At 65.2% G+C, this 24460-nt stretch carries 25 protein-coding genes and 2 tRNA genes; 10 read left to right on the top strand and 17 right to left on the bottom strand.

Annotation, left to right across the window (positions count from 1 at the left end; all coding sequences use genetic code 11):
* Positions 1-31 precede the first annotated feature (31 nt).
* Complete coding sequence (locus ACQR2C_RS24800; RefSeq protein WP_409997929.1) at positions 32-235, top strand: DUF1858 domain-containing protein; 204 nt, start codon at positions 32-34, stop codon at positions 233-235.
* On the opposite strand, the gene ACQR2C_RS24795 is transcribed toward ACQR2C_RS24800, so the two are convergent.
* Positions 236-955: a Crp/Fnr family transcriptional regulator gene (locus tag ACQR2C_RS24795; protein WP_315802629.1), complete on the bottom strand. Its 720-nt coding sequence runs from the start codon at positions 953-955 to the stop codon at positions 236-238.
* Between the two features lie 165 nt (positions 956-1120).
* Here ACQR2C_RS24795 and ACQR2C_RS24790 point away from each other — a divergent pair, with 165 nt between their 5' ends.
* Positions 1121-2332, top strand: coding sequence for an NnrS family protein (locus tag ACQR2C_RS24790; protein WP_434839593.1), 1212 nt, complete (start codon positions 1121-1123; stop codon positions 2330-2332).
* On the opposite strand, the gene ACQR2C_RS24785 is transcribed toward ACQR2C_RS24790, so the two are convergent.
* Positions 2317-5643: a PAS domain-containing sensor histidine kinase gene (locus tag ACQR2C_RS24785; protein ID WP_434846779.1), complete on the bottom strand. Its 3327-nt coding sequence runs from the start codon at positions 5641-5643 to the stop codon at positions 2317-2319. The two genes, ACQR2C_RS24790 and ACQR2C_RS24785, sit on opposite strands and share 16 nt — an antisense overlap.
* 332 nt (positions 5644-5975) lie before the next feature.
* Here ACQR2C_RS24785 and ACQR2C_RS24780 point away from each other — a divergent pair, with 332 nt between their 5' ends.
* The 5 genes from ACQR2C_RS24780 to ACQR2C_RS24760 all read left to right on the top strand — a co-directional run bounded on the left by ACQR2C_RS24780 (position 5976) and on the right by ACQR2C_RS24760 (position 8910).
* A complete protein-coding gene (locus tag ACQR2C_RS24780) occupies positions 5976-6356 on the top strand; it encodes a phasin (protein WP_315802632.1) in 381 nt (126 codons plus the stop codon).
* Between the two features lie 200 nt (positions 6357-6556).
* Positions 6557-6991, top strand: coding sequence for a phasin (locus ACQR2C_RS24775; RefSeq protein ID WP_315802633.1), 435 nt, complete (start codon positions 6557-6559; stop codon positions 6989-6991).
* 261 nt (positions 6992-7252) lie between these two features.
* A tRNA-His gene (locus ACQR2C_RS24770) sits at positions 7253-7329 on the top strand.
* A gap of 275 nt (positions 7330-7604) precedes the next feature.
* Complete coding sequence (locus tag ACQR2C_RS24765) at positions 7605-7958, top strand: hypothetical protein (protein ID WP_434846778.1); 354 nt, start codon at positions 7605-7607, stop codon at positions 7956-7958.
* Between the two features lie 274 nt (positions 7959-8232).
* The gene (locus ACQR2C_RS24760; protein WP_231327589.1) at positions 8233-8910 is read left to right on the top strand and encodes a ParA family protein; all 678 of its coding nucleotides are present in this window, start codon (positions 8233-8235) and stop codon (positions 8908-8910) included.
* A gap of 111 nt (positions 8911-9021) precedes the next feature.
* On the opposite strand, the gene ACQR2C_RS24755 is transcribed toward ACQR2C_RS24760, so the two are convergent.
* The 4 genes from ACQR2C_RS24755 to trxB all read right to left on the bottom strand — a co-directional run bounded on the left by ACQR2C_RS24755 (position 9022) and on the right by trxB (position 12629).
* On the bottom strand, positions 9022-9192 hold the full coding sequence (locus ACQR2C_RS24755) for a hypothetical protein (RefSeq protein ID WP_315802635.1): 171 nt from the start codon (positions 9190-9192) through the stop codon (positions 9022-9024).
* A 169-nt stretch (positions 9193-9361) separates the two neighbouring features.
* Entirely contained in the window at positions 9362-10285 is a 924-nt protein-coding gene (gene dapA / locus ACQR2C_RS24750; RefSeq protein ID WP_434882322.1) for a 4-hydroxy-tetrahydrodipicolinate synthase, read from the bottom strand.
* A gap of 447 nt (positions 10286-10732) precedes the next feature.
* On the bottom strand, positions 10733-11656 hold the full coding sequence (locus ACQR2C_RS24745; protein ID WP_315717522.1) for a LysR family transcriptional regulator: 924 nt from the start codon (positions 11654-11656) through the stop codon (positions 10733-10735).
* Between the two features lie 7 nt (positions 11657-11663).
* Positions 11664-12629 (bottom strand): thioredoxin-disulfide reductase, encoded by a 966-nt coding sequence (gene trxB, locus ACQR2C_RS24740; RefSeq protein ID WP_315802637.1) that lies wholly within the window; start codon positions 12627-12629, stop codon positions 11664-11666.
* Positions 12630-12917: 288 nt separating this feature from the next.
* On the opposite strand from trxB, the gene ACQR2C_RS24735 reads away from it, so the two are divergent.
* Positions 12918-13397 carry an Lrp/AsnC family transcriptional regulator gene (locus ACQR2C_RS24735; RefSeq protein WP_015664493.1) on the top strand — a complete coding sequence of 160 codons (480 nt, stop codon included), beginning with the start codon at positions 12918-12920 and terminating at the stop codon, positions 13395-13397.
* Positions 13398-13523: 126 nt separating this feature from the next.
* On the opposite strand, the gene ACQR2C_RS24730 is transcribed toward ACQR2C_RS24735, so the two are convergent.
* The 5 genes from ACQR2C_RS24730 to ACQR2C_RS24710 form a co-directional block, all read right to left on the bottom strand.
* Positions 13524-13928, bottom strand: coding sequence for a DoxX family protein (locus tag ACQR2C_RS24730; protein WP_315802638.1), 405 nt, complete (start codon positions 13926-13928; stop codon positions 13524-13526).
* Between the two features lie 248 nt (positions 13929-14176).
* A complete protein-coding gene (greA, locus tag ACQR2C_RS24725) occupies positions 14177-14653 on the bottom strand; it encodes a transcription elongation factor GreA (RefSeq protein WP_315717519.1) in 477 nt (158 codons plus the stop codon).
* A gap of 210 nt (positions 14654-14863) precedes the next feature.
* The gene (gene carB, locus ACQR2C_RS24720) at positions 14864-18328 is read right to left on the bottom strand and encodes a carbamoyl-phosphate synthase large subunit (protein WP_315802639.1); all 3465 of its coding nucleotides are present in this window, start codon (positions 18326-18328) and stop codon (positions 14864-14866) included.
* A 234-nt stretch (positions 18329-18562) separates the two neighbouring features.
* Positions 18563-18639, bottom strand: a tRNA-OTHER gene (locus ACQR2C_RS24715).
* Positions 18640-18746: 107 nt separating this feature from the next.
* The gene (locus ACQR2C_RS24710; protein ID WP_315802640.1) at positions 18747-19451 is read right to left on the bottom strand and encodes a class I SAM-dependent methyltransferase; all 705 of its coding nucleotides are present in this window, start codon (positions 19449-19451) and stop codon (positions 18747-18749) included.
* 108 nt (positions 19452-19559) lie between these two features.
* Between ACQR2C_RS24710 and ACQR2C_RS24705 the strand changes: the two genes are divergently transcribed.
* Positions 19560-20087 carry a Dps family protein gene (locus ACQR2C_RS24705; RefSeq protein WP_315802641.1) on the top strand — a complete coding sequence of 176 codons (528 nt, stop codon included), beginning with the start codon at positions 19560-19562 and terminating at the stop codon, positions 20085-20087.
* 72 nt (positions 20088-20159) lie between these two features.
* Here the strand turns inward: ACQR2C_RS24705 and ACQR2C_RS24700 are convergent, their stop codons facing one another.
* The 4 genes from ACQR2C_RS24700 to ACQR2C_RS24685 all read right to left on the bottom strand — a co-directional run bounded on the left by ACQR2C_RS24700 (position 20160) and on the right by ACQR2C_RS24685 (position 22845).
* A complete protein-coding gene (locus ACQR2C_RS24700; RefSeq protein ID WP_434882369.1) occupies positions 20160-20951 on the bottom strand; it encodes a sulfite exporter TauE/SafE family protein in 792 nt (263 codons plus the stop codon).
* 107 nt (positions 20952-21058) lie between these two features.
* Entirely contained in the window at positions 21059-21952 is an 894-nt protein-coding gene (locus tag ACQR2C_RS24695; RefSeq protein ID WP_434882321.1) for an MBL fold metallo-hydrolase, read from the bottom strand.
* Between the two features lie 11 nt (positions 21953-21963).
* Entirely contained in the window at positions 21964-22416 is a 453-nt protein-coding gene (locus tag ACQR2C_RS24690) for a DUF6691 family protein (protein WP_434846773.1), read from the bottom strand.
* A 6-nt stretch (positions 22417-22422) separates the two neighbouring features.
* Positions 22423-22845: a YeeE/YedE family protein gene (locus ACQR2C_RS24685; RefSeq protein ID WP_315802865.1), complete on the bottom strand. Its 423-nt coding sequence runs from the start codon at positions 22843-22845 to the stop codon at positions 22423-22425.
* Between the two features lie 90 nt (positions 22846-22935).
* Here ACQR2C_RS24685 and ACQR2C_RS24680 point away from each other — a divergent pair, with 90 nt between their 5' ends.
* On the top strand, positions 22936-23262 hold the full coding sequence (locus ACQR2C_RS24680; protein WP_315802866.1) for an ArsR/SmtB family transcription factor: 327 nt from the start codon (positions 22936-22938) through the stop codon (positions 23260-23262).
* On the opposite strand, the gene ACQR2C_RS24675 is transcribed toward ACQR2C_RS24680, so the two are convergent.
* The gene (locus ACQR2C_RS24675) at positions 23263-23805 is read right to left on the bottom strand and encodes a cupin domain-containing protein (RefSeq protein WP_434882320.1); all 543 of its coding nucleotides are present in this window, start codon (positions 23803-23805) and stop codon (positions 23263-23265) included.
* A 63-nt stretch (positions 23806-23868) separates the two neighbouring features.
* A complete protein-coding gene (locus ACQR2C_RS24670; protein WP_434882319.1) occupies positions 23869-24360 on the bottom strand; it encodes a PaaI family thioesterase in 492 nt (163 codons plus the stop codon).
* Between the last annotated feature and the right edge of the window lie 100 nt (positions 24361-24460).

Genomic DNA, 24460 nt, shown 5'->3' with positions numbered 1-24460 from the left:
CATGCCCGCTACCATTCGCGCTGGACTTGGAATGGAGGCGCGCATGCCAATCTCCTTCGATGAACTGGTCGACGATGTCATGCGGCGAAGCCCGGAGACCATCGGCGTCTTTCTTGCTTTCCAGATGCGTTGCGTCGGTTGCCCGATCGCCTGCTTTCACAACGTCGCGGATGCCTGCCACGAGCATGGCGTCGATCCCGACGCGTTCCTCTCGGCGCTGTGTGCCTGCGCGTGATCAGCTACGCGATGCGGCCGCATCGCCGGCGCCCTGCTGCGCCAGCAGCACGATCTTGTGCGGCTCGCGCAGGACGATCTTCTGACGCCCGCTTTCGACCAGGCCGAGCTGCTCCCAGCCGGAGAGGATGCGGCTCACCGTGTGCAGCGTCGTCCCGGTCATCTGCGCAATGTCCTGCCGGCTGATCGGGAAATCGATCTGCACGCCATGATCGAGCTTGCGGCCAGCCTGGTTGGCGAGCCGGAGCAGCGCGTGCGCGATGCGCTGCTCCACCTGCTGGGTCGACATCTCGATCACGCGCGCATGGGTTTCCTGCAGCCGCTGGCCGACCGTCTGCAGCGTGTTCGCCGCCAGCGACGGAAACCTCGCGACCAGTCTCGGCCATGCGGCGGACGGCCAGGCCAGCACGATGCTGTCGTCGACGGCGGTCGCAGTCGCCGGATAGTGCTGCAGGCCGATGGCCGGGGCGACGCCGAACGTATCCCCGGGCACGACGTAGCGCACCACGATCTGGTCGCCGGTCGGCGTCGTCTTGCTGGCGCGGACATGGCCGTGCAGCAGCAGGAAGAACGAGATCGCATCGGCGCCCTGCTCGAACACCGCGCCGTTGCGTGGAACGCGAATCGAACGGGCTTCGCGCAGCACATCCGTCAGATCCTCCGCGGACAGCCCCGCAAACAGCGGCAGATGCGCGACCAGCGAGCGGTCGATGGAAGCCATGATATTCTCCGGGCCGACGGCGAATTTTGCCCGCTCAATAGCACGTTTTTGCGATCCGTCGGAAGTTTGTGCTGGCGCAAGCCATATCGGACGACGCGCAACTACATGTTAAGCACACAGCGCCATATCGGCGCGGTTCCCGTCGCCCATCGAGCGAGCATGCACATGGCCATTCCACGCAACTATCAGGGCTGGACCGTCCTCGCCAACGGGTTCAGGCCGTTCTTTCTGCTCGGCGCGCTCCAGGCTGCGCTGGCGATCCTGATCTGGCTCCCGGCCTTTTACGGCGAGCTGAAGCTGAGCTCGGGCTTTGCCCCCCGAGACTGGCACGTGCACGAGATGCTCTACGGCTACCTGCCGGCCATCGTCACCGGCTTCCTGTTCACGGCGATCCCGAACTGGACCGGACGGCTGCCGATCCGGGGCGTGCCGCTGCTCACCCTCGTGCTGGTCTGGATGGCCGGACGACTGGCGGTGACGATGTCTGCGCTCGGTCCGTGGTGGGCCGCGATGCTGATCGATGCGAGCTTCCTGGTGCTCGTCGTGCTGGCCGCCGCCCGCGAGATCGTCGCCGGGCGGAATTGGCGGAATCTGCCGGTGGTCGCGATCGTCACGGTGCTGTGCGCCGGCAACATCGCGTTCCATGTCGAGGCTCATCTGCGCGGTTCGGCCGACTACGCGATCCGCATCGGCGTTGCCGTGATCGTGCTGCTGCTCGCACTGATCGGCGGCCGCATCACGCCGAGCTTCACCCGCAACTGGCTGGTCAAGCACAATCCCGGCCGGCTGCCGGTGCCGTTCGGCCGCTTCGACCTTGCCGTCGTCCTGTTCAGCGCGCTGAGCCTGCTCGGCTGGATCCTGGCTCCCGAAAGTGCGGCAACGGCGCTCGCGCTCGCTGCGGCCGGCGCGCTGCACGGGGCGAGGCTCGCGCGCTGGGCCGGTGATCGCACCTTGCGCGAGCGTTTGCTGGTGATCCTGCATGTCGGCTATTTGTTCGTGCCGCTCGGCTTCCTGCTCACGGCCGCCGCCAGCCTCGGATGGATTCTGCCGAGCGCGGGGCTGCACGCCTGGATGGTCGGGGCCGCCGGCATCACGACGCTCGCCGTCATGACGCGGGCCACGCTCGGCCACACCGGCGAGGCGCTGACGGCCGCGCCCGCGACCCAGGCGATCTATCTGGCGATCATCGTCGCAGCGGTCACGCGGGTCTGCGCCGTGTTGGCGCCGACGCATGCCGAGGCGCTGCTGCACGTCGCGGCGTTGGCCTGGATCATTGCCTTCGCCGGCTTCGTGGTGGCGTTCGGTCCGCTCCTGCTCGGCCTCAAGCGTCGTTCACTGGCGGTGCGACGGGCGGGATCGGCTCAGCCGGTGCTCTGATTGCGCGCCACGGCGCGCGAGAACACCACCTCGATCAGCGTGCCGGATTTCGGCGCCGCCTTGATGTGAAACTGCGCCCGGTTGGCCTCGACCAACGCCTTGGTGAGCGACAGGCTGAGACCGGCGCCGTCGGAGCCTTGCTCGGCCGCCGAGGGCGCACGGAACGGTTCGAGCGCGGCGGCCACCTCCTGATCGTTCAGGCCATGACCGGTGTCGCGCACGCGCAGCGCGACCTCGCCGAAATCGGTCAGCGCGGTCGAGACGATGACCTGGCCGCCGGGATTGGCCAGCGAGATCGAGGCCGAGATCAGGTTCATCGCGATCTGGCGCAGCGCCCTGACGTCGGCGATCACCGGCGGCAGCAGTTGCGACAGCGAGGTGCGGATGATGATGCGGGCGCGGTTGGCCTGCGGCTGCATCGCTGCGACGCAGCCCTCCACCAGCTCGTTCAAGTTTTGGCTGGTGAAAGCGAGCTCGAGCTTCCCGGTCTCGATGCGCGACAGCTCCAGGAGATCGTCGATCAGGGACACCACGCGCTCGCCCGAGGCGCGGATATCCTTCATGTATTCGGCGTAGCGGGTGTTGCCGATCGTGCCGAAACGTTCGCCGATCATGACCTCGGCAAAGCCGATGATCGCGTTCAGCGGCGCGCGCACCTCGTGGCTGATCCGGGCGAGCATGTCGGCCTTGGCGTTGGCGGCCCGATCGGCGACGCGACGGGCCTGCAGCAATTCGCTTTCGCCGCGGCGGAGCTGCGACAGATCGCGAAACACGGCGAAGAAATTCGGACCGTCGGTCCTGGTCCGGCCAATCGCCATCGACAACGGAATGACACCGCCCTGAGCGATCTTCCCGAGCACCTCGTGGCCCTTGTCGAGCCCGCTCGACGCGCCGGACTGCTGCGCGCTGTCGAGATAATCGAGCACGAGGCGTGCGCTCTCCGGTGCGAACAGCTCGATCAGGTTGCGGCGGACCAGCGCCGCGCCATCGTAACCGAACAGCGCCTCGGCGCTGCGGTTGCAGGCGTGGATGTTGCCGCCGGCGTCGAACATCAGGATGCCCTCGGCGGTGACGTCGAGGATCGCCGCCAGATCTTCGGCTTCGGCGTGGCCCGCAGCCGGAGGCGGGGCGACGACCAGCGCGGCGGGGGCCGGGGCCGGCATCGGTGCCACGTCGGTCGTCGGAATCGCAGCCGCAGGGCCGGGCAACGGAGCGAAGATCAGGGCATGCGCGCTATCGCCGTCCCAGGTGATCGTGAACAGGCGGGCTTCCGCCTTCACCTCCTCGCTGGAGGAGCCGTCGGCGGCCGAGATCGTGACGGGAGTGCCGGCCTCGGACTTGTTGGGTGCAGATGACACGCCCGGCTCGACATAGAGCGCATCGAGCCCGCCGGCCTGCTCCAAGGCCGCAAGGTCGGCGTAGCCCATCTGCTTGAAGAAGGCCGGGTTACCGTAGAGCAGGCGGTCGAGCCGGTAGATCAGCATGCCCGTGGGCAGCAGGTCGAGCAGGATGCGGTCGCGCTGGCTGTCGCCCTGGGCCGGCGGCTCCTCGGGTGTGAGCCATTCGGTGTGCAGCTCCGCGCCTTGATCGGGCGCCGTCTCCGTCGCCGACGGAGCCTGCTGCGGCGGCGGGACGAGCGGATCGCTCATTCGCGATCCCGGCTCGGGTACCACGCCCTGGACGTCCGCGGGCGCGTTGCGGATCTCACCTTCGAGGCGGGCCGACAGCTGGCGCGCGAGCTCATGAAACGCACTGTTCTCCACCGGCGTGAGCACAGGATGCTTGGACTCGCCCGGAGCGCGGAACGGGACCACGTTCCCGGTCGTTTCGAGCCCGATGCCCTCGATGTGGTGTACGTCCGGCGCAATGGAAGCCTCACGCGATGACGCAGTGACGTTGTCCTGCTGCGGCGGCACATCTGCGGCCCGCACATGGTCGGATTGGGCAAGCTCGGTTTCGTCGGCGTCCGGAACATCGGTCGCGGCTGCGTCGGTCGATGCGGGGCGACGCAGTGCGGCCAGCCGGTCCAGGGCGTCGAGGTCGCGACAGACACCGAAGCCGCGATAGCCGGCATGGGTCCTGTCCTCCGCCAGGACGGGCAGTCCCGACAATTCGACCGCAAGCCGCTCGCCCTCGGCGGGCCAGCTGACGACGAGCCCGCTCCAGGTCTCTTTCGTTTCGATCGCGGCACCGACCCGCCCGTCGGGATCGAGGCCTAGCGATGCAGCGAGCTCATGCCAGGGACGGCCGAGCTCGGCGGCGCCGTGCCGCCCGATCAGGTGGGTGAATTCATCGGAGCCGATCGAGAACCGTCCCTCGGCATCCATCTGCCAGGAAAATCGGAGCGGATGGCGACGGCCGACTGAAGGCTCCGCCGCGCCGGATTCGGCAGGATGCGCGTGATCTTCCGTTTGCGGCGCCGGCGCCTTGAACAGATCAGCTTCGGCCGGATCGTCGATCAGCAGGAACTCGGCCGGCGCGTCGTTCGACAGCGCGGGGGATTCGTCGTCGGTTTGGCGTTCAGTCATTGCATCCATCGGAAGAGGAGGCGAAGTCACGACCGCGGGCCCAGCGGCAACATCCACGGGGGCTGATGATGCCGGGGCGGCATCTGCGGTTGGCTCAGTTGGCGCCGAGCCCGGCGCCTCGATCTCGTCGGCAGGGGCCGGCATCGGGACGGCCACCAGCCCGACCTGATTGCCGCTGCCGATGCGGTAGAGCGCTGCGCGCTCCGTGCCGAACGTCAATTCGGCCATGCCATCGGCCAGCGCCGCCCTGCGTATCTCGACGAAATCCGGCTCGGTCAGGTCGCGCATGCCGAACAGGCGCCGTCCGGCTGAACTAATGCCGGCGAACTGGCCGTCCTGGGTGAATGCGATCAGCGCATGCTCGCTCGTCTCCGCCAGCCGCTTCAGGCGATCCGCCAGTGGGAAGCTACGTCCACCCCCGTCAGTGCTGGTGATCAGCACCGCGCGCGTGCCATCGGGCAGGTCGATCCTGGCGCAGCCGCAGGTCGCGAGCGTGCCGAGCGGCGCGCCGAAACCACGTAGACGTTCCAGCCGCAAAGCGCCGGTCTCGGGCAGCCGCCGTCCCAATTGAGCGACCTGGCGGCGATGCGCGTCGGCGGGGCCGAACGTTTTCGCGATCAGCGCCGCTGCGCTTGTCGCACCGAGGGCGCGCGCACCGGCCGCATTGGCCCACAGCACACGGCCGCCATCGGCCGACCATAGCCAGGCCGGCAGACTGCCGGCGGCGTGGACGGCCAGCCGGGGGTCGCTGAGGGCCTGCAATTCGAGATCGGCGTGGGTCATGGGCGACGACGGCGAACGGCTCTTGTGATGTTGATCGGCCGTGGATGACCGGCGGCCGGAACTGGAAGCGTTAAGAATTCGTTACTATCGCGCGTTTTGAGGGCCGAGGTCCACGGCGGGGCCGCACTCCTGTCCTGCTAAAGCTTGGATAACCTTAATGTGTTCCTCGTGAGCCCCCCGGGCTCGGAATCGCGGCGAAACCGGCATGGACCGTTGCAATCTCGGCTCTCGATAGCACGATGATACCCTGGACTGGTTCGGGGCCGCTCGGCAGCGGGAAAGCTGCTGAGAGACGAGGGCGCAGCCAATCGGGACTTCAGAAGGAGGAAAGCATGACCGACGATGGACGACGATTCGAGATTCCGAAAGACGTGCGGGCAATGGCGGAGGCGGGCTTCGACCAGGCACGTCAGACGTTTGAGAAGTTTCTGGCCGGAGCGGAGGCGACGGCCGGCTCGCTCGAACAGCGCGGTGCGACAGTGCGGGCCGGAGCCAAGGACATCGGCTCCAAGGTCTTGTCCTACGCGGAAAAGAACGTCCAGTCGTCGCTCGACTACGCCCAATCGCTGGTCCACGCCAAGGACCTGCCCGAGGTGCTGCGGCTGCACAGCGAATTCGTTCAGGGCCAGATGCGATCGCTCGCCGAACAGGCAAGCGAAGTCGGCCAGGCCATCGGCAAGGCCGCGATCGACGCAACCAAGCCCAAGGCCTGATCATGCCTCGATCCCCCTTTTTCTGGAAGCGGGCGCGGCAACAGTTCCTGATAGTGGAATTTCCGTTGCGTTGCACAAAAGCGCCACGATATAGCTCTACGCGAGGTTGTTACCTCCCAGGGGCGGTTCCTCTGCGTGATCCGAAGTGACTTCCCGATTGCCGGGCCGGTCCAGTCTCAATGTTTCGAAGGATGCATGCCATGACCAATGCCACCGATCCTTTCTCCGCGTCGATCATTCCGTTCGAGGTTCCCGAACAGGTACGCGCGCTCGCCGAAAAAGGCGTGTCGCAGGCCCGCGAGAACTACGCCAAGTTCAAGGACGCTGCGGAAACCCACAATTCCGCCATCGAGGCCTTCTTCGCCAACGCCAGCAAGGGCGCCGGCGTCTACTCGTCGAAGGTCATGGAATTCACGAAGGCCAATACCACCGCGTCGCTCGACTTCGCCCAGGAGCTGTTCGGTGTGAAGTCGCCGTCGGAGGCGATGGAGCTGTGGACCGGTTTCGCGCGCAAGCAGTTCGAGACCTTCACCGCCCAGGCCAAGGAGCTCGGCGAGCTCGGCCAGAAGGTTGCGGCCGAGACGGTCGAGCCGATCAAGGAAAGCGCCACCAAGCTGTTCAAGACGGCGGCCTGAGGCAGCCTCAAGTCTCGCCAGGTGCGCGATGCGGCCGCGCGCCGGCATGGACGGCGGTAGATCCAGAACCCGGGCGCGTTGCGGCCGGGTTCGATGCTTTCTGGGCTCCCCGCTTGAACGGGGGCTCACTCGGGCCGAAACGGCGTCAAAAAACGCAGTCATGGCAGGGGACTTTATCCGTTCTCGGCCTTGCCAAATTCGCCCGTTGCACCTAGTTTCCGGCCCGTTCGGACGCCCCTCGCGGGCAGTCCCATGGCGGATGCAGTTGTAGCTCAGTTGGTTAGAGCGCCTGTCTGTGGAACAGGAGGTCGGTGGTTCGAGCCCACCCAACTGTACCATGGCCGGGACCATCGCTGGGCCGTTCGCAAGCTCACCTCTATCCGTGCTCCGCGTCCCACCCGTCGCGACCTCTCGCGCATGGCTGTGGCCGGGGCGTGGCCGCAGAGCTTTGCCCGCGGAAGCCTGAGCCCGGTCTCCGTATTTCGACGGATATATCGCCGGGCGTGCGCTCGCTTGCGGTTTGCCGCGCCGGATCGGTAGCACGACGTGGCACTGTTGCTTGCGAATCCGGTCTCCTTCAATCACACTTTGCGGCAACGAGGGGGAGGGGACGATGAGAGGGATTGATCTCGATCCACGCATCTCTGCCATACTGATCGTAATGGCCGCGCTGTTAGTCCCCGTAACCGCACGGGCCTATACCGCCGAGCAGGAGCAGGCATGCACAGGCGATGCGTTCCGGCTTTGTAGTTCCGACATTCCCGACGTCGATCGTGTCACCGCCTGCATGGTTCGCCGCAAGGCCGAGCTGTCGCCGTCATGCCGCGCCCAATTCGGGCCGCCAGAGCGCCAGGCAGCGTCATCTGGCCGTGCGGAACGGCCGATGAGCATTCGTCCTGTCACCAGGAAGCCGGTCACTGCGCGCGCTGGCAAATCGAAGAAGTCGACGCGACCAGACGCGACCTGAGCGATGCCGATTGCCGCCTTTGGCGGCACTCGGCATGACCGCAGTCTTCGGACGCACACCTCGATGCGCAGCCTCAACATGTAAATGCGATGGGGCATGACCGGATGTTGTCGAACATCGCCGCCTGATCTGCTGTTTTGCCTGCTTTGGTGTGACTCAAAAACCAATGCGTTTCGGCAATCAGGAGTTACGTCTTATCAATCGCTAAATTTATCTTCCGCGAATCAGTCCGCTGATTCATTTTCGCTGCCGGGGTCAATCTGGAGGCCAAGGTATGAACGTTATTGTTTTCGCATCGCGTAAGGGCGGTTCAGGCAAGAGCACCCTGGCCGCCCATCTCGCTGCGCAGATCAAGTCGAGCAAGTCTTGTCTGCTCATCGATGCCGACCCTCAGGGGTCGCTCACGCTTTGGCACAAGCTGCGCGGCACCAACGAGCCGCCGATCAAGACGGCCGTGAACTCGGTGAGCGCGATCGTGTCCGCCGCCCGCCGCGACGGCGTCGAGTGGGTGCTGATCGATACGCCGCCGACCATCTCGGCCGTCGTCGAGGATGCGATCAAGAATGCGACCATGGTGATCATCCCGGCCCGCCCCGGCGTGTTCGACGTCAACGCGGTGCAGGAGACGATCCAGACCTGCCGCGCCGCGCGCAAGCCCTACGCGGTCGTTCTCAATGGCGCGCCAGCGCGCCGCGACGATGCCGAAAGTCCGATCGTCACCATCGCCCGCGAGGCGCTGGCGAAGTTCAAGGCCCCGGTGTGGGGCGGCCAGATCACCAACCGCGCCGATCTGCTGATGGCGCTGGGCCAGGGTGAAGGCGTGCGCGAATATTATGCGGAGGGCCGTGCTGCGGCCGAGATCGCACGCCTCTGGGCTGCGATCGAGCGTTCGGTGCGGGCTATTCGCGGTACTGTGTCGGCCAACGGCGCCATGCACAAGCAGGCGGCCTGATCGCGGCATCAGATGGGGCATCGACGCGCGGTCCTCCGCGCGTTTTTTGCGTCGGGTCACAAGCTCTCGCGTGAGTGCCGAATTCGCGCCGCGCGAGAGGGCTTGGCGAGGTCAGGCAACCATCAGGAAATAGAAGGCGATTGCCGGCGTCAGGGTCAGGATCACGGACCAGATCCCGACCGCCCAGAGAATGTCTTCGACGCTGAAACCCTGATGCTCAGGGTATGGATGATCCTGCAAAGCCACGACGTCCTCGCGCTCTTTGACGTTTTCAACATCCATAGCGGAACATCTTTAAACACGAGGTTGCGGACTGCGCCGCTTTTGATCGCGTTTGTTAGCTCGGATTAACCACGGAGATTCTGCTCCGGCTCCACAGCGGTGGCGCGGCTCTGCCTGGCCTTTCCGATCGGGAAGGCCAGGCAGAGCCGGCGAATAGGTCGGGGCGTGCTCAGGCAACGCGGTTCTGCGTGGTCGTCGGCTGGCGCCGCTCGATCTGCTGATCCAGCCGTGCGGCCAGCTCAGCGCCAACCTCTACCATTGGCAGCCGTACTTCGGGGCTCGCAATGACGCCGGTGCGCGCCAGCCAGTACTTGGCCGGTGCGGGGCTCGGCTCGGTGAACAGCAGCCGCGTGAGATGCTCGACCAGCGCCCAGCACGCTGCTGCCGCGTCGTGACGGCCGGCCTTCACGTGCTGCAGGATTGTGGCAAACGTCTCGGTCTCCAGATGTGCCGAGAGCAGGATGGCGCCGTCGGCACCGGCCTGCAGCGCATCGAAGCTCTGGGCGTCTTCGCCCGTCAGGATATGAAACCCTGCGCGCCGGCGCGTGATCAGGTCGCGCGTCTGGGTGCGGTTGGCGCAGCAATCCTTGAGGCCAGCGATAGCGGGATGCTCGGCGAGCTGCAGCAATGTCTCGTTGTCGAGGCCGACCGCCGAGCGATAGGGAATGTTGTAGAGCACGATCGGATGGACGGTGCGGTCGGCCAACGCGGTGAAATGCGCCAGCAGGCCGCGCTGCGACGGACGCACGTAAGGCGGACTCGAGATCAGATAGAAGTCGATCGGCCATGACGCGGTTCGGTCGAGCGCTTCGATCACCTCGGCCGTCGCCACGCCGCCGACACCGAGACAGATCGGCAGCGGCCGGCCGATGGTGTCGAGCTCGTCCCGGACCACGCTGATCAGACGGGCGCGCTCGTCCCATGACAGCGCCAGTCCTTCGCCTGACGTGGCACCGAGCACCAGTCCATCGATCGGCTTGGCGGCGTAGTGCCGAACCAGATTGCGTAAGGATGGTTCGTCGAGCGCGCCATCGCGGAACGGCGTGATCAGGGGCAGCCAGAGGCCCCGCAGTCGGGTCGTAACGTTGGTCATGGTCCATCTCCTTGGGTGGCAGGAGCCGGAGACGGGACACGCAAAAAAGCCCCGACCTCGCGGCGGGGCTGGTGATGCGGCGGTGAATTCGAGAGATTCTAGCGCGCGCGTCCACATGTCCCCGGGAGGGGAGCTTTTTTCGACAACAACTTGGCGTGCGAAGACGTGGACATGCGATCTAGATGCGCGGTGCAGGCGATGCTGTCAACGCCGCATCGGGCACGACACGGAAACATTCGGCAAAAAAAATAGCCGGGCCCAAATGAGCCCGGCTGGAGGTATTGGCCAAAGAGGCCGACACAATCACCTTCCAAGAGGGATTTCTGAGCGCTCGCGCCACTGGAGGAGGGGGACAATGCGCAACGCTAACGCTCAGCACATGCTCACTATGGGCTCTCACATGGCGTCGCAGCAACCATGCAAGCCGCATGTCAGACATGCACAATGTCACGCCGGCCAGCGCTGCGCTTTGCTCACGACGAAGTCACGGAACACTTGAACGCGTGCGACCGTCTTCAATTCCTCGGGATAGACGAAGTAGGTGTCGAGCTGGATCGAATCCGACTCTCCGAACAATTGCACGAGACGGCTGTTTTCCTCGACGAGGTAGTCCGGCAGCGCGGCGATGCCGAGCCCTTGCTGGCAGGCGCGGACCAGGCCGAGAATGTTGTTGACCCTGAAATAGGCCTCGCGCGGACCGGATCCGTTGCGGCCGGCATCGACCAGCCAGCTGCGGTTCTGCAGATGCGGGGCGACCTGGCCGTCGGCCAGCATGATAATGCGATGATCATCGAGCTCGTCGAGGGTGCGCGGCGTACCGAAGCGCTTGACGTATTCCGGCGAGCAATAGGCGTGGAAGCTGATCGCGAACAGCTTGCGCTGGATCAGATCGGGCTGTGTCGGCTTGCGGGTGCGGATCGCCACGTCGGCCTCGCGCATCGACAGATCGAGCTCCTCGTCGGTGACGATCAGCGAGATCCGGATCTCCGGATAGAGCGCGGTGAATTCCCCGAGCCGCGGGATCAGCCAGTTGATGCCGACGCCCGGGGTTGTCGTGATCTTCAGATCGCCGCTCGGCCGCTCGCGGCTGTCGGTCAGCTTGGCGCGCGCCGCCTGCAATTGCATGAAGACGTCATGCGCGGTCCGGAACAGCAGGTCGCCCTGCTCGGTAAGGATCAGCCCGCGGGCGTGACGGTGGAACAGCGAGACTGCGAGCTCCTGCTCGAGCGCACTGACTTGGCGCGACACCGCCGATTGCGACAGCCCGAGCTGCTCCCCGGCATGCGTGAAGCTGCCTGCTTCCGCCGCTGCGTGAAACACCTTCAGCTTGTCCCAATCCATATCCGTAAATCCATCCCGTGATCGTGGCATCGTCAGTTCATTCCGCCGCGGCGCGTTCGCTCGCGGCATGGGCGAGGAAGCGTTCGGCTTCGAGGGCAGCCATGCAGCCCATGCCGGCGGCGGTGATCGCCTGCCGATAGGTTTCATCGGCGACGTCGCCGGCGGCAAACACGCCGGGAACGGAGGTCGCGGTCGAGCCCGGCACCACCTCGACGTAACCGGACGGTTTCAATTTGAGCTGACCGGCGACCAGCTCCGTGGCCGGCGCATGGCCGATCGCGACGAACACGCCGTCGGCGGGCAGCTCGGTGAGCGCGCCGGTCTTGACGTTCTTCAGCCTGACATGCGTGACCTTGGATGGCGAGCTCGCGCCGCAGATCTCATCCAGGGCGCTGTCCCAGACGACCTTGATCTTGGGATGCTTGAACAGCCGCTCCTGCAGGATGCGCTCGGCGCGGAAATGGTCGCGCCGGTGCACGACGGTGACGGCCGACGCGAAATTGGTCAGGAACAGCGCTTCCTCGACCGCGGTGTTGCCGCCGCCGACGACGATGACCTCCTTGCCGCGATAGAAGAAGCCGTCGCAGGTCGCGCAGGCCGAGACGCCGAAGCCCTTGAACGTCTCCTCCGACGGCAGCCCGAGCCAGCGCGCCTGGGCGCCGGTCGCCAGAATGACGGTCTCGGCGAGGTAGACGTCACCGGAGTCGCAGGTCAGGCGGAACGGACGCTGACCCAGCTCGAGCTTGGTCACGAGGTCGGTCTTGATCTGGGCGCCGACATGCGTCGCCTGCTTCTCCATCTGCTCCATCAGCCAGGGACCCTGGATGACGTCGGCAAAGCCCGGATAGTTCTCGACGTCCGTGGTGATGGTGAGCTGCCCGCCGGGCTGGATGCCCTGGATCAGCACCGGCTCCAGCATAGCTCGTGCCGCGTAGATCGCCGCCGTATAGCCGGCAGGGCCGGAACCGATGATGACGACTTTGGCATGGATCGGAGCTTGCATGTGACCGAAGACTCGCTGGAAGAGGGAGAATTGACGACGCAGCGAGCGGAATGCGCAAAAGAAACGCCCCGAAGCCCCATCGAAAATGTCAAATCCAAGTCTAAGCCATCTGGCAAGCTATGCAAGAATTGCAACGCATCTCGGCGAATTTTCCCTTCACGACCCGGTCAACGGGGGAAATCTAAAGTAATAAAATTGCGCAAATTGACCAGCCTGCGCTAAGAGAGTTGCCCATCGTCCCCCGGCGCCCCTGCGCCTCCTCCTATCCCGCCAGAGCCCACAATCCCCGTGTCCAAGAATCTTGATGAGATCGATCTCAAAATCCTGAGCGAAATCCAGGCCGATGGCAGGATCACCAATGTCGAGCTCGCCAAGCGGGTCGGCATCTCGCCGCCGCCTTGCCTGCGCCGGGTCAGGACCCTGGAGGAGGAAGGCTACATCACCGGCTACCGGGGCCTGCTCGACCCGCGCAAGCTCGGCTTCGATGTGACCGTGTTCGCCTCGGTCCACCTATCCAGCCAGGCGGACGCCGACCTGAAGGCGTTCGAAGAGTTCGTGCGGTCCGAGCCGCTGGTGCGGGAATGCTGGATGCTGTCCGGTGAGGTGGACTTCATCCTGAAATGCGTGGCACCGGACATGGCAACGTTCCAGGAGTTCGTGACGCATCTGACGGCGGCGCCCCATGTGCGCAACGTCAGGACCTCGCTGGTGCTGCATAACTCCAAATACGAGGCGGCCGTGCCGCTCGAGGTCAAGGGACGGAGCTAGGCCTCAAGGGTCATTCCGGGGCAGCCCCGCAGGGGCTGAACCCGGAATCTCGAGATGGCGTCGATAAGCTCTGGATTTCGGGTTCGATGCTGTCGCATCGCCCCGGAATGACAGTGGAGCGAGTGATCAGCTCTTCTTCCGCAGCAGCGCGTCCAGGCTGATCGGGCCGCCGCCGGCCGTCGCCAGATACAGGCAGGAGAAGCAGAACGCGATCGCCGCGGTGCCGTTGTTCAGGAGCGGCAGCCATACCGGCTCACCTGTCTTGAACATGTGGCCCATGAAGTAGGCGAAGGCCATCTCGCCAGCCAGGATGAATGCGACGGGCCGCGTGAGCAGACCGACCATCAGCAACGCGCCGAGCACCAGCTCGATCATGCCGGCCGTGTAGATCAGCGGCGGAATGTTGGCGAAGTACGGGATGACAGGAAACTTGAAGATCTTGGCCACGCCGTATTGAAACAACAGCAGGCCGGTGATGAAGCGAAACAGGCTGAGTGCAGCCGGTTGCCATTTCGAGAGCATCTGCTCCATGTGTGATCGTCCCCCAACAGAAAACCATGATGCGACGATGGCCGGTTCGGTCGTTGCCGCCCCGGCTCGTCGGCCGCAGATTTAGCTGATTACCGCAACTGCGTCACCGGCATGCGTCGTGACAGGCGATGAATTGGGCGTGTACTGCCGAAGTGGCGGCCTTCCGCTGCCCTGCAACCACCGGAAACGACGAAGGGCCGCGCCTTGGCGCAGCCCTTCGATTCGCTCCGGCGGGACGTTGCCCTGTCTCAGCGCCACTCGACCTTGGCGATCTCGTAGGACTTGGCGCCGCCGGGCGCCATGACCTCGACGGTGGTGCCCATCTTCTTGCCGATCAGTGCGCGCGCCAGCGGCGAGGTGATCGAGATCTTGCCCTTCTTGGCGTCCGCCTCGACCTCGCCGACGATCTGCCAGACCGTCTTCTTCTCGGTGTCCTCGTCGATCAGGGTCACCGTCGCGCCGAACTTGATCGTGTCGCCGGAGAGCTTGGTCACATCGATGATGTCGGCGCGCGCGAGCTTGTCCTCAAGCTCGGCGATGCGGCCCTCGTTGTGAGACTGCTCTTCCTTTGCGGCGTGATATTCCGCGTTCTCGGACAGGTCGCCATGCGAACGCGCTTCCGCGATATGTTCGATGATGCGCGGACGGTCCACCGATTGGCGCTGCTTGAGCTCGTTCTCCAACGCGGCGTAGCCCATCGAAGTCATGGGAACCTTTTCCACCATCTCTTCTCGTCCTTCAGTCGTGCGGGCGGGGGCGCGCACGATCAGCATCTTCAGAATAGGCCTTTGCGGCTCAAAGCAAAGCCTGAAGGCCCGGCAAGACCGTCCCGTCAAAGGCCGGTACAACATCGAACGGGGCGGCGAGTTCCTGCTGAAAGCTTCTATTGCCGATTGTTGCCAACCGCTTAGCGGGCGTTCGCCCGCGCGCTGCGATTAGTTTTCGGAAAAGTAACTCTGCAGGGTGCGGACCTCAAGGTCTCCCCCGAGATAGGCACGGATGCCTTGCGCGGCCGCCACGGCACCCGAAAGAGTGGTGTAATACGGCACTTTATGCAAGAGGGCAGCGCGCCGCAGCGAGCGGCTGTCAGCCAGCGCCTGCGGGCCTTCGGTGGTGTTGAAGACCAGCTGGATGTCGCCATTGGTGATGGCGTCCACGATGTGCGGCCGTCCCTCCAGCACCTTGTTGATCTTCTCGGTCGGCACGCCCTGGTCGGTCAGGAAACGCTGGGTGCCGGACGTCGCCACCACCTTGAAGCCGAGTTCGTGCAGCATCCGCACCACCTCCGTGATGCGCGCCTTGTCGCTTTCACGCACCGACACGAACACCGTGCCTTTGCGCGGCACGCGTGTGCCGCCCCCAAGCTGGCTCTTGGCGAACGCCACGGCAAACGAGCGGTCGATGCCCATCACCTCGCCGGTGGAGCGCATCTCCGGGCCGAGCACGGTGTCGACGCCGGGGAAGCGGGCGAACGGGAAGACCGATTCCTTGACCCCGACATGCTTGAGCGCGCGCTTTGTCAGCCCGAAATCGGCGAGCTTCTCGCCCGCCATGATCCGGGCCGCGATCTTGGCGACGGGCGTGCCAACCACCTTGGCGACGAAGGGCACCGTGCGCGAGGCGCGCGGGTTGACCTCGAGCACGTAGATCGTGCCGTCCTTGATCGCATATTGCACGTTCATCAGGCCGACGACGTCGAGCCCGAGCGCCAGCTCGCGGGTCTGCCGCTCCAGCTCGGCGATGGTCGCCTCGTCGAGCGAATGCGGCGGCAGCGAGCAGGCGGAGTCGCCGGAATGGATACCGGCCTCCTCGATGTGCTCCATGATGCCGACGATGAAGGTGTCCTTGCCGTCGGACAGGCAGTCCACATCGATCTCGGTGGCGTCGGACAGGTAGCGGTCGAACAGCAGCGGGTTCTTGCCCAGCACCGTGTTGATCTGGCCGGTCTTGTCGTTGGGATAGCGCGCCTTGACGTCGGCCGGCACCAGCTCCGGCAGGGTGCCGAGCAGGTAGTCGCTGAGCTGGTTGTCCTCGCGGATGATCTGCATCGCGCGGCCGCCGAGCACATAGGACGGACGCACCACCAGCGGCAGGCCGAGATCGGCCGCCACCAGGCGCGCCTGCTCGACCGAGTAGGCGATGCCGTTCTTCGGCTGCTTCAGATGCAGCTTGTCGAGGATGCGCTTGAAGCGGTCGCGGTCCTCGGCCAGGTCGATGGCCTCAGGCGAGGTGCCGAGGATCGGTACCTCGGCGGCTTCGAGCGCGCGCGCGAGCTTCAGCGGCGTCTGGCCGCCGAACTGCACGATGACGCCATGCACGGTGCCGTTCTTGCGCTCGGTGGCGATGATCTCGAGCACGTCCTCGGCCGTCAGCGGCTCGAAATACAGCCGGTCGGCGGTGTCGTAGTCGGTCGAGACCGTCTCCGGATTGCAGTTGACCATGATGGTCTCGTAGCCGGCATCGGCCAGCGCGAAACAGGCATGGCAGCAGCAATAGTCGAACTCGATGCCCTGGCCGATCCGGTTCGGGCCGCCGCCGAGAATGATGACCTTCTTCTTGTCCGACGGCGCGCTCTCGTCGCCGAGTCGGCCTGCAAACGGCGTCTCATAGCTCGAATACATGTAGGCGGTCGGCGAAGCGAACTCCGCCGCGCAAGTGTCGATTCGCTTGAACGCTGGACGGACGCCGAGCGCCTGCCGCTTGGCGGCGACCTCGGCTTCGGTGGTGTTGGCGAGCACCGCGAGCCGCGCGTCGGAGAAGCCCATCGCCTTCAGCGTGCGCATGCCGCTCGCGTTCGGCGGCAGGCCGTGGCGGCGGACCTTGTCCTCCATCTCGACGATTCCACGCATCTGCGCCAGGAACCAGGGATCGATCTTGCAGGAGTTGAAGATGTCCTCGTCCGACCAGCCGAGGCGCATCGCCTGGGCGACCTGGAGCAGGCGGTTCGGGGTCGGCGTGCCCAGGGCGGCGCGGATCGCATTCTTGTCGTCGCCGCGGCCGAGCCCCTCGATGTCGATCTCGTCGAGGCCGGTGAGACCGGTCTCGAGACCGCGCAGCGCCTTTTGCAGGCTCTCCTGGAAGGTGCGGCCGATCGCCATGACTTCGCCGACCGATTTCATCGAGGTGGTCAGCGTGGTCGACGCGCCCGGGAATTTCTCGAAGGCGAACCGCGGAATCTTGGTGACGACGTAGTCGATGGTCGGCTCGAACGACGCCGGGGTCGCGCCGCCGGTGATGTCGTTGGCGATCTCGTCCAGCGTGTAGCCGACCGCGAGCTTGGCCGCGACCTTGGCGATCGGGAAGCCGGTGGCCTTCGAGGCCAAGGCCGAGGAGCGCGACACGCGCGGGTTCATCTCGATCACGACCATGCGGCCGTCGGCCGGGTTGACGCCGAACTGCACATTGGAGCCGCCGGTCTCGACGCCGATCTCGCGCAGCACCGCCAGCGAGGCGTCGCGCATGATCTGATATTCCTTGTCGGTCAAGGTCAGCGCCGGCGCGACCGTGATGGAGTCGCCGGTGTGCACGCCCATCGGATCGAGATTCTCGATCGAGCAGACGATGATGCAGTTGTCCTTCTTGTCGCGGACGACCTCCATCTCGTACTCCTTCCACCCGAGCACCGATTCCTCGATCAGCACTTCGTTGGTGGGGGAGGCATCGAGACCACGCTCGATGATGTCGAGATACTCTTCCTTGTTGTAGGCGATGCCGCCACCGGTGCCGCCCATGGTGAAGGAGGGACGGATGATCGCGGGCAGGCCGATCTCGGACAGCGCCATCAGCGCCTGTCCCAGCGCATGCTCCTGATAGCGCTTGCGGCGCTCGTTCTCGCCGAGCGTCCATTGCCGGTCGAGCTCGTCGCGCGCGGCGCCCGACAGCGTCTCGCGCTCGGCCAGATATTTGTCGCGATATTGTTTCTTCAGCGCCGACGCATTGGCGAGCCGCGACTTCGGCGTCTGCAGCCCGATCTTCTCCATCGCGTTGCGGAAGAGCTGGCGGTCCTCGGCCTTGTCGATCGCGTCAGCCGTGGCGCCGATCATCTCGACGTCGAACTTCTCCAGCGTCCCCTGCCGGCGCAGCGACAGCGCGCAGTTCAGCGCGGTCTGCCCGCCCATGGTCGGCAGCAGCGCGAAACCGCCGGGGATGATGTGGCGTTCCTTCTCGATGATCTTGGCGACGATCTCCGGCGTGATCGGCTCGATATAGGTCGCATCGGCCAATTCCGGATCGGTCATGATCGTGGCCGGATTGGAATTGACGAGGACGACGCGATAGCCCTCCTCCTTCAGCGCCTTCACCGCCTGCGTACCGGAATAGTCGAATTCGCAGGCCTGGCCGATCACGATCGGACCGGCGCCAATGATCAGGATGGTCGAGATGTCGGTTCGTTTCGGCATTCAAGCTCACGGGCAAGAAACGGCAGAGAATTGGGCACAAAAAAAGGGCGCGCGTGCTGCGCGTCCCCGAAGGCCAAGGGCCAAGGCGCGACCAGTGCTCGCGCGCGAGCGGTCTTTAGACCAGTTTCCTCTGAGCGAAAAGGGTTTTGGCCCGAAATCAACGGTCAAATTGGCCGGAGCTGGCGGAAGGGCGGCGGATGGCTCGCAGAGCCGAAGCCGCGCAGCGGCGAAGGCTGGAGGCCCGGCCTGGACTTGAACCAGGTTCAAGAGCGTTGCACCGCTCTTCGCGTCGTAGCTTCCGCCACCGGGCCGGGAATGATCTTACCTCTCACGGCCGCGTGAGCCAGCCCGTGTTTCAGTTAACCCTAATCCGGTTGCTCGATGTTGGGCCAGCGCGCGGGCTGGTCGGCTCGGCCGGTCACGCGGTTCCCGTCACCGGCTGCGCCACGAAGGTCATGCGCCAGGGATTGTGGCCGATATTCTTCGGCGCCCGGACGGCGCTGAGGCCGGCCTTCTTCAGCCGCGCCAGGATCTCGGCCTCGCTGTAGCGCTGCAGGCCGACCTTGGTTCGCAGCTGCCGGTAATCGGACAGGGCGGTGGCGACCAGCCCGACCATGGCATCCTTGAGGAAGCCGTCCCGCGCGGCGAACATCAGCAGCGCGAGCACGTCGCGGCCCATGCCAACGTCCGGGCGGAGGACATCGCCGAGAACGAACTTTCCGGACGGCTTCAGCAGCCGCCTGATCACGGCCAGGGCTGCGTCGAATTCCGCCTCGCTCATGTACTGGGCCACGGAGTTCATGACGACGAGGTCGATCGAGCCTTCCTGCATGTTGCGCAGCTCGTCCAGCGAGCGCACGCGGATCTTGGTGTTGGGGGCGAAACGCGCGATCAGCCGGCCGCGCACGCCCGGCGCCGGCTCGGCCAGGATCAGCGTCATGCAGGCGTCGGCGACCTTGGCGGCCGATAAGGCCTCTCCGCAGGAATAGTCGAGAACGACCGCGTCGGGCGAGGGGATATAGCCGACGATGTCGCGCGCAATCGCCTGGAAGTGCAGGTCGCGATGCAGTTTGCTCGCATAGATCGTGTGCGTGGAATCGTAATAGTCGATCCAGTCGTCCATGGCGGGTTCCGGCAAACACAGTTCCTTGATGGGAACTTGAGGGGTCAGCGAGCGTTAACGGGTCCGATCACCCGTGTCCATCGCTGCTTCTAACAGGAAGGCTGACCCGTGAGTAAAGCAAAGACCGACAAGACCGCCCCCGAGCTCGATACCCCGACCGATCTGTCGCCGGACGCCGTGAACAAGATTTCGACGGCGTTGAACACGCTGCTTGCCGATGCGTTCGCGCTTTACCTTAAGACCAAGAATTTCCACTGGCACGTCAGCGGCCGGCACTTCCATGACTATCACCTGATGCTCGACGAGCAGTCGGACGCGATCTTCGCCACAACGGACCAGCTCGCCGAGCGGGTTCGCAAGCTCGGCGGTACCACGGTCAAGTCGATCGGCCAGATCAGCAAGCTGCAGACCATCAAGGACAACAACGAAGAGTATGTGCCGCCGCGGGAGATGTTGCGGGAGTTGATGGAAGACAACAAGCACATGGCGGCCGCGATGCGGAAGGCGCACGAGCTGTGCGACGACAATGACGATCCGGCCACCGCGGGATTGCTTGAGACCTTCATCGACGAGACCGAGCGCCGCACCTGGTTCTTGTTCGAAGCCAGCCGCCAGGAAGGCAGCAACGCGGCATAAGCGGGCCCGCGTCGAGTTGAGGTCCGGGCGCGCTGCGAGCACGTGGTGCGCCCGTCCAGTCTCGATGCCGCGCTATGCGGAGTGGCCGAGTGCCGACCAGCTCCGGTAGATCATGTAAGCCGCCACCACGAACACCACACTGGCAAATACCTTGTTCAGGGTGCCGCGCGTGCCGGACAGGCGAGCCGCCAGCTTCGCACCGACCAGGCCCCCGGCGATGCCGGCGACGAGAAAGGTCGCCGCCAGCGCCCAGTCGACCAGCCCCGACAGCGCGTAGTTCGCCGCGGTCGTCAGTCCGAACGCCGTGACGGACACGAGCGAGGAGCCGATCGCGTAGAGGATCGGCATGCCCGTCGCAAACATCAGAGCCGGAACGATCAGGAAGCCGCCGCCGATGCCGAAGAAGCCGGACAGCGTTCCCGTGCCGAAGCCGAATGCCACTAGCGCCAACAGATTGTCGCGCGAAAGCTTGACGTCCAGCCGGCTGTTCGTGCCGCGCTTGCGCAGCATCAAGAGTCCGATCACGATCATGACGAGGGCGAACAGCAGCAGCAGCTTCTGACCGTCGACCATCTTGCCGAGCGTCGAGCCAGCGAAGGCGCCGACCACGCCCGTTGCAGCAAACACCAGCGCACAAGGCCATTTGACGTTGCCGGAGCGGGCATGATTGGCGAGATTGGCCGCCGCGTTGATCGCCACGGCGACCGCGCTGGTGCCGATCGCGACGTGGGGATTGCCGACGCCTACCAGATACACCATGAGCGGCACGGCCAGCACCGATCCGCCCCCGCCGATCAGGCCGAGCGTGAATCCGACGAAAGAGCCGGACAGCGAGCCGAGCGCAAGCTCGGCAGCGGACAAGATCATCCTGCGATGCTCCAGAGTGGCGTGCCGCGCCGGTGCCCGGCCGCTGCCAAATGGGAAAGCCGAGCCGCGACGTCCGCCGCGTGCTCGGTGGGGCGAGGGGTGTCTTAGAGTGCGTTGAGCGGCACTTTCAGGAAGCGCCGGCCGTCCTGATCGGGCGTCGGCAGCCGTCCCGCCTTCATGTTCACCTGCAGGGAGGGGATGATCAGCTTGGGCATGTCCAAGGTGCGGTCGCGCGCCTCGCGGGCGGCGACGAACTGATCCTCGGTGATGCCGTCGCGGACGTGGATGTTGTGTGCGCGCTGCTCGGCCACCGTCGTTTCCCAGCGGATCTCGCGGCCGTTTGGACCGTAGTCGTGGCACATGAACAGCCGCGTCGCGTCAGGCAGATCCAGCACCCGGCGGATCGAGCGATACAGCGTGCGCGCATCGCCGCCAGGAAAGTCGGCCCGTGCCGAGCCGCCATCCGGCATGAACAGCGTGTCGCCGACGAAGGCGGCGTCTCCGATCACATGGGTCATGCAGGCCGGCGTGTGACCCGGCGTATGCATGGCGAAGGCGGTCATTGCGCCGATCCGGTAGCTGTCTCCATCATGGAACAGGCGGTCGAACTGGCTGCCGTCGCGCTGAAACTCGGTTCCTTCGTTGAAGATCTTGCCGAAGGTCTCCTGCACCATCCTGATGTTGGCGCCGATGCCGATCCTGCCGCCCAGCCGGGACTGGATGTAGGGCGCAGCCGACAGATGGTCGGCGTGGACATGGGTCTCGATCAGCCAGTCCAGTTGCCAGCCGCGATCCTCGATCAGGCGGATGATCTTGTCGGCCGAATGCGGCGCGATGCGCCCCGAGGCATAGTCGATGTCCATGACTGAATCGATCACGGCGCAGGCCCGCGAGCCTGGGTCCTTGACCACGTAGCTGACGGTGTTGGTGGCGGAGTCGAAGAACGGTGTGACCTCGGGTTTCACCGACAGGTCGACCGGATGTGGCATGCCGGGCATTCAATCCTTCCTCATTCTGAAGTGACCGCGGCGAGCGAGGGCCGGCGGCGCGAGAGCATGCGGGCTGCGGCCATTCCGATCATCATGGCCGTGACGAACAGGACGACGGCAGGCGAGCCGTAGCCGAGCGCCACGAAGGCCGGGCCCGGGCAGATGCCGGCGAGGCCCCAGCCGATGCCGAAGATCGCAGGGCCGGTTGCGATCCGCCAATCCAGCATCTGCGAGGATGGCAGGTGAAATTGGTCACCGAGGACGGGACGCCGGCGCCGGAAAACCAATCGGAAGCCGGCGAAGGTGACCCCGACCGCTCCAGCCATCACCAGGATCAGGCTCGGATCCCAGCCGCCGGAGCGGATCGCGGCGAAATCGAGGAAGTCGAGCACCTTCTCCGGATTGGACATGCCCGAGAGCAGCAGCCCGAGGCCGAAGACGAGGCCGACGATGAACTGGATGAAGATGATCATGGCGCCTCACAGCACGTGGCGAACGAGGAAGGTGGTCGCGACCGCGGTGGCCATGAACACCAGCGTGGCGACGATCGAGCGAGGAGACAGGCTGGCGATGCCGCAGACGCCATGACCCGAGGTGCAGCCGTTGCCCCAGACCGCCCCGAAGCCGACCAGCAGCCCGGCTGCAACCATATCGATCGGACCGACCTCCAGCTTCAGCGGCGGCAGGCTCCCGCTGACGATGCGGACTGCAAGGGCGGCCGCGACCAGGCCGCCTATGAAGGCGAGCCGGCCAGCGAGGGCGCTGTCCCAGGGCGGCAACAGCCGCGCGGCAATGCCGCTGACGCCGGCGATGCGGCCGGTCAGGCCCATCAGCATGACGGCTGCAGCGCCGATGAGGGCGCCGCCTGCGAGCGCCGTGACCGCTGTATACTCCGTGATCATATCGTCCTTGATTCCCTCGTCAGGGGGGCATGTTGCAATCAGCTATCATGTGCATTATTGCATATATACGAAAATGAAGAAGTAACAATGATGACAACACAGGCCAGGCGCAAAACCCGTGAGGCCATGGTGGCGGCGCTCGACGTCAAGGCGGAGGAGGCGGCGGGCCTGCTCGCTGCCATGGCGAATTCGAAGCGCCTCATGGTGCTCTGCAACCTCATCGACGGCGAGCGCGCGGTCGGCGATCTCGCCGAGCAGGTCGGGTTGCGACAGGCGGCGCTGTCGCAGCATCTCGCCAAGATGCGCGCGCTGGATCTCGTCGCCACCCGGCGCGATGGCCAGACGATCTACTATCGGCTGGCGAGCCGCGAGGTCCGCGAGATCCTGCAGACACTGTATCGGCTGTATTGCGCCTGATCAGCGCGCCTGGTGCCACAGGCGCGTCAGTGGGCCGCCCGCACCGAGAACGGGATCGGTCGCGGGCAGCGGTACCGCCGGGATCGTCTTCAGGGCGCGCGCGTGGTTCTCCGGCGTCGGCCGCGTGATCTGCATCTTTGGTCCGGGCGGATAGGCGCCGACGATGCAGAAATCGCTGCTGGCGGAGATGCATTGATGTCCGGTGCCCGCCGGCAGGATGGCGACGTCGCCTGGCCGAAGCTCCAGTTCCCGACCGCGGTCGCCGCCGAAGCGGACCCGCGCCGTTCCGCTGGCGACGCCCAGCGCCTCATGCACGGTCGCATGATAGTGCAGATAGTCGTAGACTCCGTTGCGCCACATGTCGCCCCAGCCATTGGCGGCGAACATGCGCTCGATGTCGGCCGCCGGATCGGTGCTATCCAGATAGATGACGGCCTCGTAGACCAGGAACGGCAGCGGATTGTTGGGCACGAGGCCGTCGTCCGTGAATACGATGCCGAGCGGTTCGCTTGTCTTGACGCGTGGCGAGGGGGCGGCAGGCATGGCGACCTCGGAAAAAGATGAACCTCCCCCCCATCAACCGGCCTGCGTGGCCGCCGTTCCAGTTCACGCCTTGGGCAGTTCGAACACCAGGCAAGTCGTAGTGGCGTGCGCCAGCAGGCGCCCTTGCGAATCGGCGATGCGTGCCTCGGCCGTCGCGGCGCGGCGTCCGAACGACAGCGTCCTGCCCTCCGTTCTCACGATGCCGGTGGCCTCGGTCATGGCCTTGATGAAAGAGACCTTGAATTCAAGCGTGGTGTAACCGCTGCCCCGCGGGCACATCGTGTGGACGGCGAGCCCCATCGCGGAATCCAGCAGGATCGCGGCGTAGCCGCCGTGCACCGAGCCGATTGGATTGTAGTGCCGCAAGGCCGGAACGCTGTGCATGACGACCTGGCCGGGCTCGGCGCTGCAGTCAAACGGCGCGACGGTCTGCATGATCGGCGGCTGCGGCAAAGTCCCGGCAAAGATGCCGCGCACGAAATCGAGCCCGGGCATCGACGCCAGCACCGCCAGCGGCACCACGCCGAAGTCACCGCGCAAATCCGTCTCGCTCATGTTGTCGACCTCCAAGGTATGACATCTATCATATAAATGCTGTGCGAAAAGATCGAGGGCAATACCGACGCAGGCGATCACATGATTGCGGACAGAAAAA

Origin of the sequence: Bradyrhizobium sp. HKCCYLRH3061, from assembly GCF_051168015.1 — a bacterium.
Lineage (GTDB): Bacteria > Pseudomonadota > Alphaproteobacteria > Rhizobiales > Xanthobacteraceae > Bradyrhizobium.
The sequence above is the reverse complement of the archived record's forward strand: the minus strand, read 5'-3'. Positions and strand labels throughout refer to the sequence as shown.